The sequence below is a fragment of the Sulfurovum sp. genome, assembly GCF_041562805.1.
In the GTDB taxonomy this organism is placed as follows: Bacteria; Campylobacterota; Campylobacteria; order Campylobacterales; family Sulfurovaceae; genus Sulfurovum.
In genome coordinates, this window is sequence record NZ_JBFFOH010000088.1 from 1 (window position 1) to 9,918 (window position 9,918).

Annotated in this window: 9 protein-coding genes and 1 pseudogene; 4 read left to right on the plus strand and 6 right to left on the minus strand. The window is 37.5% G+C overall.

Annotated features, from left to right (window positions below; genetic code table 11):
• The 4 genes and pseudogenes from ABYK33_RS10215 to ABYK33_RS10230 all read right to left on the minus strand — a co-directional run.
• Positions 1–472: pseudogene (locus ABYK33_RS10215) on the minus strand (hypothetical protein); the annotation flags it as partial.
• A gap of 172 nt (positions 473–644) precedes the next feature.
• Positions 645–1,199 (minus strand): DsrE family protein, encoded by a 555-nt coding sequence (locus ABYK33_RS10220; RefSeq protein WP_373033084.1) that lies wholly within the window; start codon positions 1,197–1,199, stop codon positions 645–647.
• Between the two features lie 168 nt (positions 1,200–1,367).
• Positions 1,368–1,814, minus strand: coding sequence for a YidB family protein (locus ABYK33_RS10225; RefSeq protein ID WP_373033086.1), 447 nt, complete (start codon positions 1,812–1,814; stop codon positions 1,368–1,370).
• Positions 1,815–1,835: 21 nt separating this feature from the next.
• Positions 1,836–2,702 (minus strand): S1 RNA-binding domain-containing protein, encoded by an 867-nt coding sequence (locus ABYK33_RS10230; protein WP_373033088.1) that lies wholly within the window; start codon positions 2,700–2,702, stop codon positions 1,836–1,838.
• A 111-nt stretch (positions 2,703–2,813) separates the two neighbouring features.
• Here ABYK33_RS10230 and ABYK33_RS10235 point away from each other — a divergent pair, with 111 nt between their 5' ends.
• Positions 2,814–3,272 carry a DUF6524 family protein gene (locus tag ABYK33_RS10235; RefSeq protein ID WP_373033089.1) on the plus strand — a complete coding sequence of 153 codons (459 nt, stop codon included), beginning with the start codon at positions 2,814–2,816 and terminating at the stop codon, positions 3,270–3,272.
• Between the two features lie 77 nt (positions 3,273–3,349).
• Complete coding sequence (locus ABYK33_RS10240; protein ID WP_373033090.1) at positions 3,350–4,636, plus strand: hypothetical protein; 1,287 nt, start codon at positions 3,350–3,352, stop codon at positions 4,634–4,636.
• Positions 4,637–4,655: 19 nt separating this feature from the next.
• Here the strand turns inward: ABYK33_RS10240 and dsbD are convergent, their stop codons facing one another.
• Positions 4,656–6,446 carry a protein-disulfide reductase DsbD gene (dsbD, locus tag ABYK33_RS10245; RefSeq protein WP_373033092.1) on the minus strand — a complete coding sequence of 597 codons (1,791 nt, stop codon included), beginning with the start codon at positions 6,444–6,446 and terminating at the stop codon, positions 4,656–4,658.
• 99 nt (positions 6,447–6,545) lie between these two features.
• Between dsbD and ABYK33_RS10250 the strand changes: the two genes are divergently transcribed.
• Both ABYK33_RS10250 and ABYK33_RS10255 read left to right on the plus strand, forming a co-directional pair.
• Positions 6,546–8,477, plus strand: a complete 1,932-nt coding sequence (locus tag ABYK33_RS10250; RefSeq protein ID WP_373033093.1) for a thioredoxin domain-containing protein — start codon at positions 6,546–6,548, stop codon at positions 8,475–8,477.
• Positions 8,477–9,523: an FAD:protein FMN transferase gene (locus ABYK33_RS10255; protein ID WP_373033095.1), complete on the plus strand. Its 1,047-nt coding sequence runs from the start codon at positions 8,477–8,479 to the stop codon at positions 9,521–9,523. Before ABYK33_RS10250 ends, ABYK33_RS10255 begins: the two co-directional genes overlap by 1 nt.
• Here the strand turns inward: ABYK33_RS10255 and ABYK33_RS10260 are convergent.
• Positions 9,409–9,918 (minus strand): hypothetical protein (locus tag ABYK33_RS10260; RefSeq protein ID WP_373033096.1); only part of this gene is annotated, 510 nt, incomplete at its 5' end. The two genes, ABYK33_RS10255 and ABYK33_RS10260, sit on opposite strands and share 115 nt — an antisense overlap.

Genomic DNA, 9,918 nt, shown 5'->3' on the forward strand with positions numbered 1-9,918 from the left:
TGGACTTCCAGTGGTTCACAAATAGCCATAAAGACTCACCGTTTACATCTACCTCAACTTCAAGTATGTTACGTACCCCTGGCGTATAACTTACCTGCAACTCTCTTTGTGTTTTAATGGGAAACCGTGAAAGCAAAGCCACTTGTATCGGTGCGTCTTTTTTGGAAGTGATAGCCGAATATCTGTACCCACACCCTACACGGAAGAGTCGTTTTTTAAGTTGCTCAAAAATGTTGGCATTTTCGATTTCCTGCAGTCCCAATATATCTGCATCCAGATCACAGATCACTTCTGCCACATGATTGAGCTTTATGTCAACCATACGTTTTGTCCAATTATGTTTTAGGGTGTAATCATCATACTCCGTGCCAACATACTCAGCATCAAAGAGATTTTCTACATTGTATGTAGCCACTTTGAATGGTTTTGAAAAAAGAAGTAAAGGCAGTAAAAATAAAAGCAGGTATCGCACGTAACATCCTATCGTTTTAAGCGTATTTTATCTAAGTCATTGAAAAGTATGGGGAAGTATGACATATTGTTATAAAAAGAGTAACCCTTTAGATTAAAAACCTTATAAAATGATATATCTTATAAGGTTTCAATTTTTAAACTTACTCATTTTAGTCCTACAATAAAACTTATTAGTGTATCGGTATATAGGCATAGCCGTCATTTTGAAATTCTATGAGATAGATACTCCTTGTCTTCTTCGCCTCTACAAAGTTATAGAGTGCGTCTTCCGGAATTTCTCTATACTCTATACCCACATCACATATCGTGAAATTCACGTCATAGACCTCGGCAAGCTCTCTGAGTTCAGCTCCTATCTTGGGTTTAAGTGCTATGAGTTCAGCATCTTTATCATAAGGTGAAAACTGAAGATCATTAACAAAGAACTTATAGGCATCTCCTCCAATCACTACAGCTATTTTGTAGTCACTCTTCTTTTCAATATAGTGGTTTGCTACAGCTTTAAGACTTTTAATCTGTGAGCTTATCTTTTTTGCATTCCCAGTTCTAAGATCATAGACCACCTTATTTTCAGTTCTTGAACTTTTCTCTTTACATTTATCTGGACAATGGCTAGGTGTACAATTACCTTTGTTTTTCATCTTCATATGTTCTGCATTCACTTGAGAAAAGTCAGTTGCAAATGCGCCTGATGCCAACAGTGCTATAGTTATTAATTTTTTCATTATTTATCCTTTTTGTATTTTCAATAAAATATTATCTCTTTTTAATGATTATTCTTCATATAGGGTACTCGATCATTTGTTGAATTGTTTGAAAATCCTATAAACTAACATATTTTATAAGGTATAAGTGCAGTTAGATAACTTTGGGTAGTTATCTAGCTAAAAAGTTTAACGGAACATTTTTCCTAACATCTCCATAGCACCTTGTGGACCACCTACCTGTGCCAACATTTCATCCATAATACCACCTTCACCTGAAGTTGCTTTATCTACCACCTGAGGGATCACCTCAGCCAAAGCACTCTGTGCACTCTCTTGTGAAAGTCCAAGACTTGAAGCAAATTCAGACACCTTATCTGCGCCTAAAAGTATTGTGATCTCTTCTGATGAGATAGATTTGTTCTCACCTTGTCCCAACCATGAACCTACTATAGCACCTAGTCCATTTTCACCTAATCCACTTACAAAAGGAAGCAAATTCACGCCACCTTGTCCATCTCCAACAAGACTATCTAATGCTTTTGCAATATCATTGACATCTAACTCTGTTGTAGCATCATCACTGTTTCTTTGTATCAATAATGCACCCATTTTCAATAAATCAGCTATTTCCATATCTGTTCCTTTTTTCTAAATTTATAACAATACGATCGAATCATCTGTTAATTGTATCTTGTTACTCTCAATCAACTCTGTCAGTGTACGTTTAAAATTCTTCTTACTCATCCCAAACTTCTTTTTTATCTCATCTGCATCACTTTTATAGGTAAAAGGCAATGTACCGTCCGCTTCTTTAAGAAGTTGCAAGATCGTTCCTTCACCCTCACCTATCTTGGCTTGCTTCCCTATAGGCTGTAAAGAGAGGTCAAGTTTAAAGTCTTTTCTTACATTCTTGATATAGACTTTTTTACGATCACCTATGCGGATGTCTTCAAAGATCTCATTGGTAAAGAGCATACCCTCATACTGATTATCAGCTACCACTTTAAAGCCTAGTGGAGTTTTAGCCAAAATGATGGCATCCAACACTTTATTTTGATGCAATCCTTTCATGTCCCGGTTTAAATATTTACCTATTTTCTGCGTTGCATAAAGACGATCTGTCTGTGCATCCAAACAGACACGTAAAAGATACTTCTTCCCTATAGTAAAATGCTCTTTTTGCTGTGAAAGAGGTACAAACAGGTCTTTAGGCAGACCCCAGTTTACAAAAGCCCCATAGGATTTGTAATCTACTACAGTAAAGTATCCATACTCACCAAGTTTTGCATAAGGCATTTTAGTGGTTGCTACAGGACGATCTTCACTGTCTGTATAGATAAATACATCAATAAGTGATCCCATAGGCATCTCATCTTCCATTACATAGATGTTAGGCAGAAGTACTTCTTTCCCATCTTTTGCTTCAAGAAAATAGCCATAGTCAGTGTCACGCATGACTTCTAAAGTGTTTATCTCACCGATATTAATAGTTAAGTTTTTTGATTTTTCTGTAGTGTTCATTGTGTTATTCCGTTTCATCTTAAATTCTGTGATGCACTCACAGTTATAATGACATTATAGCTAAAAAAAGATTTGGCTATAATATTTTCACATTAACCTAAGGAAGTATGTATGATCCCAAATGTATTGACCAACACAACGACAACAAAAGGTGGCAAAAAAGTTACCCATTTAGCCTGGTGGGTAACGCTTATTTTATCTATGGCACTTGCAATTGGAACATGGAATCCTACAGGGAACCATTTTATACACTATATCTCTAACGTAGAGGACATTCTTTCAGGGTTTAAACCCTTTGCCATACTCATCATGTTCGCGCTCTGGTTACTTGCTATCAAATCTATCTTTCAAAGTTTGAAATATTATGGTGCCATCATCACAGTCATTATTATCGGTGCATTTATCTGGGGATTACAACAGTACAATATCATCAATGTCACTGAATTTGAACAAGCAGGATGGGCAGCAACACTAGGTGTAGGACTTTTGATATGGTTTGGACTCAATGCTTCGATCATTTGGAAAAAACTTACAGGTGTCTATACCACTGATAGCAGTGATGAAGACTAAGCACCTATATAGTCATAGATTACATATGTTCACTTCCCAAAGTAATTCTCGGCATATCCTAAACGAATGGTATTAGTGTGAAAAGACGGTATAAAGCACTTATCGCTATTATCGTCCCTATCATACTTGTAACGATACTCAAATACACACACTCAGCTTCTTATGAGTGGCTCACGGGCTATATGCTGGCAGTGGCGCTTGTCTTTAAAACCAGTATTATCTCTTTATGGTTAGCTGCAAAACTACATTTTGTTGCATTTATTACAGGCCTGACACTTTTTCAAGGTACGATTCTTCTTGTCAAGCGCTGGCTACTGGACTCCGTACTTGCTGACTGGATACAAACCCATATTATAGAGAATGTTCTGGATGCACTCAAGGAGGCAAAAAACTTCTATTTGAGACAAGACCTAAAAAGCAAATTGAAAAATATCTTTATTTTTATTTTTGGTGTTACACTCTCAGGTTGGATTCTTTATTTTGTAGGTCTACTGGATAATATGGTACTTTTTGCAGAGCTTAGATTATTTATTGCCGGAGTATTCTCTGCTATCGTGACCTTTGTGACAAAACTTGCATCATGGACACTCTCCATATTTGCTATATCGTGGCTTGGACCTCTTCTTGAAGTTTTTGCTATAAGCTACATATTAACGAGACTAGATGACTGGTTCGGTCCAAATAACATACTCTCAAGATTCTTCAATTATATAGGAGATAAGATCAATCTTCTTCTCTACCATCTTGGTATACTGAAAGAGAAGCATATCGATCGTATGGTTCTGCAACCACTTATAAGTAAGTCCAAACGAATGGGGACACAGCTTTCTAACAGCATACGCAACAAAAAGATATATAATGAGTACCGCTATATTGAAGACTTTGAAAACATCATTATGAAAGGTCATATTGATGCATACTACTCTTTTAAAGGTATGGATAAGATCACCGATAAAAAGTCTCTTTACACACGCATTAATCAAAAAACCAGTAATAACTTAGATATAGCAGCCTATGTTTCAAGATCTGCTTCAGGTGAACTTCTGAATGAAGATGTTCCAAGTAACTTCTATCACGATGTCTTTTTATTGGAGAGTTATGCAAGTCACAAAGAACATGGTGTAAAGATCTATGATGAACCTGCAGATGAATTACATATCACCAACAAAGACTTTTGGGTGATGAACACTTCAGCATTTCCCGTTACCATACGAAGTAACAGTCATAATTTTGAAGATATGAATGTCCCTGCTCACGGGCTCAAACTCATTAAAGCAAACAATCCTTTTTGCTATAAGCATGGAGATGTGTTTTGTGAATATAAAGATAAAAGGGTGGCCGCTACTGCGATAGGAAGAGTCTAAACTATAGACTCTTTCTCTGTTATTTCAAGATACCTTCCAAATGTTTTGCAAAATCTTCAGGTGGTATAAATCCTGTCAAACTTTTCTCAGGCAGATAGTTATTCTCTTTGTCGAAGAAAATGATGTTAGGCGTACCGAAGAGTTCGAACTTTTTGAGGAGTGCTTTGTCTGCATCCGTATTGTCAGTGAGGTCTATCTTGATGAAAGTAAACTGTTGAAGATGTTCTTGTACTCTTGGATCCGGGAAAGTGATCTCTTCGAGTTCTGTACATGCGGTACAAGACTTTTTACCAAAGTCAACAACCACTGGCTTCTCTGATTCACCTACCTCTTTCAAAAGACGTTCTACACTATAACCTCTATGGCCTTTTTCTGAAGTTGAGCTCATAAGTACAGTGTTCGCTATGCCACCATTGAACTGTGTAAACTTTTCAAATGGTCTTATGATCGAACTTGCACCAGTGACTCCACCGATGAAAAGCGACGCACCATAAAGTAAAAACACCATAGCCAATAGTTGAAAAAGTTTCTGTGCGCCTTTTGTTTTGTCACTGGAGTTAAATACACCCATATACAGTGCTGAACCTATAAAGAGTAATGCCCAAAGTATCAATGTAAGACTATCTGGAAGTATACGTGAAAGCATAAAGATACCAAGACCCAGCATCATCACACCAAATGTTTGAGACACTACAGTCATCCAACCACCTGGTTTTGGCATAAATTTACCAGCACCTATACCTACGAGTAGAAGTGGCATCCCCATACCTATACTCATGACGAAAAGTGCTGCACCACCTAAAAAGGCATCTCCCGTATGGGAGATAAAGAGTACAGCACCTCCTAATGGTGGTGCGACACATGGTCCTACAATCAGTGCAGAGAGAAGTCCCATAATGGCTGTCCCTATAATACCTTTCCCTTGTGCATCATCACTCACTTTTGTAATTTTAGACTGCCATGATGTGGGTAAACCTATCTCATAATATCCAAAAAGAGAAAATGCCAATGCCACAAACATTCCTGCAAAGACAGTCAGTACCCAAGGGTTTTGCATCGCCGTTTGTATATCTGCACCCACTAGTCCCGCTATAACACCTACTGCAGTGTAAGTCAAAGCCATAGAAACGACATACACTAAAGAAGTGAAAAATGCTTGAGCTACATTTGGTTTTTCACTTCCTCCTTGCTGTGACACGATAATAGAAGAGAGTATAGGGATCATAGGAAAGATACACGGAGTCAGTGCCAACAGTAAGCCAAAGATAAAAAATAGAAATAAGATAAATATGGAACTTTCATTGACCAATATATCTGCAATTTTTGCAGTGTTCCCCTCTTTTACAAGATTTGAGATCTTGTCAAATACACCAAGTTCCACACCTTTAAAATCAAATGTTTTTTTAATCGGCTGGTAACAGATACCTGCATCTGAGCACCCTTGAAATTCTATCTCAAGTGTATAATCACCTTTGACCTGTTCCTCTATCTCTTTTGTAGGGATCGTGACAAGTACTTCTTTTTCATACACCATGTCACCGTCAAAATCATGTGCTTTTGGTTTTTTCACCGTAAGTTCAACGAGAGAAGGAGAAATGATCCTATAGTATAATGTGTTTTCATAGGCATGAATTTTATCTGCCAAAACAATTTTTGTTTCTATCACATCATCTTTAAGCACAGCAGTAACCTGAAATGCTTCATCTGGTGACAAGAACTTCTGTTTTTTTAATGCACTGTCAAAACCTGCAGATGCAAAAGTACCTAAAAGTAAACTCAATAAGAGTAACTTTTTTACTAAATAATCCATTTTTTCTCTTTTATGTTAAACTTTTATAGTATTCTATTGTACTATTCGTGTATATGCTGTGTAATATTACCAAGAATTGGTTAACAATAAAGGTTAAAAATGCCAAATCATCTTAAAAATGAGCACTCCCCTTACTTACAGCAGCATGCTGACAATCCTGTGGACTGGTATCCTTGGGGAGATGAAGCCTTTGAAAAGGCACGTAAAGAAAACAAAGCTATTTTCCTTTCTATAGGGTATAGTTCTTGTCATTGGTGTCATGTCATGGAACATGAGTCTTTTGAAGATGAAGCAACTGCAAAGATCTTGAATGAACATTTTGTTGCAGTGAAAGTGGACAGAGAAGAACGTCCAGACATAGACAAACACTTCCAGGAAGTCTATCAACTGATGAACCAGCGCCCGGGAGGGTGGCCTACTTCTATCTTTCTTACACAAGAACAGAAACCTTTTTACTCAGCCACTTACATCCCTGATGAACCACGTTATGGGATGATGAGTTTTTCGAGCTTGCTGGAAGTCATCGCGGACAAATATACAAAAGAAAAAGCACTTCTTACAGAAAAAGCCGATGAGATACTCCGTTTCTTAAACCCTAAAGAAGACAAGATACAAGCTACAAAACTGGATCTAAGCATTGTTGACAGGTTTTCAGACCAGGCTAAACAACTTTTTGACAACCAGGATGGCGGATTCAACAAAGCCCCTAAATTTCCTCAGGCCTCAATGCTTGACTTACTTTTAGATGTTTATCGCATCACAGGAGACAAAGAGACACTCAATATGGCACTGCTCTCACTTTCCTCCATGGCAAAAGGTGGATTGAGAGATCTGGTAGAGGGTGGTTTTTGCCGTTACTCTACGGACAATCAATGGCTCGTACCTCACTTTGAAAAAATGACCTACGATAATGCCCTGCTTTCTGATGTGTATCTCAAAGCGTATCATGTAAGTGGAGATGACTTTTACAAATCAGTGGCGTTTGAAACCATAGACTTTATGATCAAAAATATGAGTGAAGATGCTCTTTTCTACTCTGCCTCTGATGCAGACACAGAAGGAGAAGAAGGCAAATACTTTGTCTACACGTATGAAAAAGCCTTAAAATCTTTCGAAAAAGCGGGTATTCCAAGTCAACAACATGCCCCACTTGCCAAAGCACTGCACATAACAGAAGAAGGGAACTTTGAAGGAAAGAATATTGTTCGTGTAGATGATCCTGCACAAATTGACATCCCATACTATGATGAAGCCATACAGGCACTCAAAAAACGCAGAGAAAAGCGCACCTATCCTTTCATAGACAAAAAGGTTCTTGTTTCATGGAACGCCATGATGATAAAGAGTCTTTTCAAAGCCAGTCGTGTAGACAACACTTACCTCAAACCAGCCATCAGATCATTGGATGCACTACTAGAGAGTATGTACATCAATTCTGAGCTCTTTCACTCAACCCTTATAGGTAAAAAACCAAAGATAAAGGCATTTTTAGAAGATTATGCCTATCTTGCAGAAGTCCTCATAGAAGCCTATGAAAGTACACTGGATGAAACCTATCTGATTACAGCAACCAAACTCACTAACACAGCGATAGAAAAGTACTTTGACCAAGGTAAATGGAAGTTCTCTCGTGGGGAGTTTGAAACAAATGCAAACATCTATGACAGCTCCTACCCTTCTTCAGTAGCAACCATGCTCTCAGTACTCTACAGTATCTCCTCATTGGTAGACAGCGTTTATAAAAAGTTTGTCTTTAAGACACTGGAGATCTACTCTTATGATATCATGCGCCAGCCAATATCTACGCCACGTATGAGCCGTATGGTGATACGCTATCTCAAAGATGACATCATCATTAAAGCCAAAGAAGATGCACTCAAAACACACATCAAAGACTTAGATACCCTGCTTCATCCGTTTTCTCTTTTGAAAAATGACACCAATGATGGTTTTATGCTGTGTAATTCCAATAGCTGTTTTGGGCATGAAAAAGATTTTTCTGGAGTTGTGGAAATATTAGAAAAAAGATAATGAAATATCTCTTTTTTCTTTTATCTCCGCTGCTTCTATTTGCACAAAAACCTATGCAAACACGTACCCAGGTACTTATGGGAACCTTTGTAAGTATCACCCTTCCTCAAGCATATAAGCAGGAAATAACAAAATCATTTGAACTGCTTAAGCGTATCGAAGATTCTCTTTCTACTTATGACAGTAATGCGACTCTTGCCAAACTCAATAAAACGCATCATGTACAGTCTGACGCTTACCTGTCTGAAGCCATTAACCTATCAAGATCTTATTATGATGAGAGTCATGGTTATTTTGATATCACTATTGGGTCGATCTCCAAAAATCTATACCATTTTGGAGAGGAAACAACGTATGCACCATCAAAAGAAGCCTTACAAAATGCCTATTTGGATATCAACGGCATACACATGGATGATCATAACATACGAACTGATAAGAATATCATTATAGACTTGGGTGGTATGGGTAAAGGATATGGTGTTGATAAAGTAACTATGTACCTAAAAGAGCAAAATATAACAGAAGGTATAGTAGCACTGAGTGGAGATATCAGATGTTTAAATAATTGTGAGGTATATCTTCAATCACCCTATTCTGAACAGACATTTGCCAAAATCAAAAGTAAAAAAACTCAGTTGTCCATCTCTACAAGCGGACCTTACAGAAGATTTGCCAACACCAAAGATGAACATCACCTCATCAATCCCAAAACAGCTTCACAAGGTCGTGAATTTGTTTCAGTATCACTTTTTACTACTGCTAACAATACGAAAATAGATGCCTACGCCACAGCACTCTCGGTGATGCCCAAAGCTGAAGCATTGACATTTCTAAAAGATCTAAATGATATTGGATTTGTGATTGTAGATAAAGAAGGAAAAATCCTCTATGGAAATGTAACCGATCTTGTCGATATAGAGTGGCTAGACTACAAAGAAAACCCAACCAAGCCAAGCATGAGTAAAAATAACAACACAAACGCCGACATCGCTAAAAGTTTTATCCATCCCGATACCACTAGTCCAAAAGTAATTGCAAAGTAAGAAAAGATATCAAACAACGCAAAAACAAAAAGAAGCATTGCCACCATCAGAGACACCTTTTGTGAAACCTTGGTACTGAACAACATAAAGTGTGCTGCTACAAAAATAAGTGTACCTATGGCAAATAGATGTGGAGTAACGACTTCTATCAACCCTTCTACACTCTTATCTGCAGGTGTAGCAATAACACTTTTCAAAGTACCTATGAGACTCCCACTGCTCTCCAATCCTTGTGAAAGTAAAAAAAGCCATAACCCACTCATTAAAATCAAAATCACATAGATAAGCATATATCTTATGGGAATGCTATACAGTGCTATATTTTTCATTTGAATAAAAGTTTCTTTAAGATCATGAGAGCAACAACAGATGCCAGAATATGCCAAAGTATAAAA

What these genes read in the sequence shown, in the direction of transcription:
- ABYK33_RS10220 (WP_373033084.1), bottom strand. Translation starts at nt 1,199, where the DNA reads ATGAAAAAATTAATAACTATAGCACTGTTGGCATCAGGCGCATTTGCA.
- ABYK33_RS10225 (WP_373033086.1), bottom strand. Translation starts at nt 1,814, where the DNA reads ATGGAAATAGCTGATTTATTGAAAATGGGTGCATTATTGATACAAAGA.
- ABYK33_RS10250 (WP_373033093.1), top strand. Translation starts at nt 6,546, where the DNA reads ATGCCAAATCATCTTAAAAATGAGCACTCCCCTTACTTACAGCAGCAT.
- ABYK33_RS10235 (WP_373033089.1), top strand. Translation starts at nt 2,814, where the DNA reads ATGATCCCAAATGTATTGACCAACACAACGACAACAAAAGGTGGCAAA.
- ABYK33_RS10255 (WP_373033095.1), top strand. Translation starts at nt 8,477, where the DNA reads ATGAAATATCTCTTTTTTCTTTTATCTCCGCTGCTTCTATTTGCACAA.
- dsbD (WP_373033092.1), bottom strand. Translation starts at nt 6,446, where the DNA reads ATGGATTATTTAGTAAAAAAGTTACTCTTATTGAGTTTACTTTTAGGT.
- ABYK33_RS10230 (WP_373033088.1), bottom strand. Translation starts at nt 2,702, where the DNA reads ATGAACACTACAGAAAAATCAAAAAACTTAACTATTAATATCGGTGAG.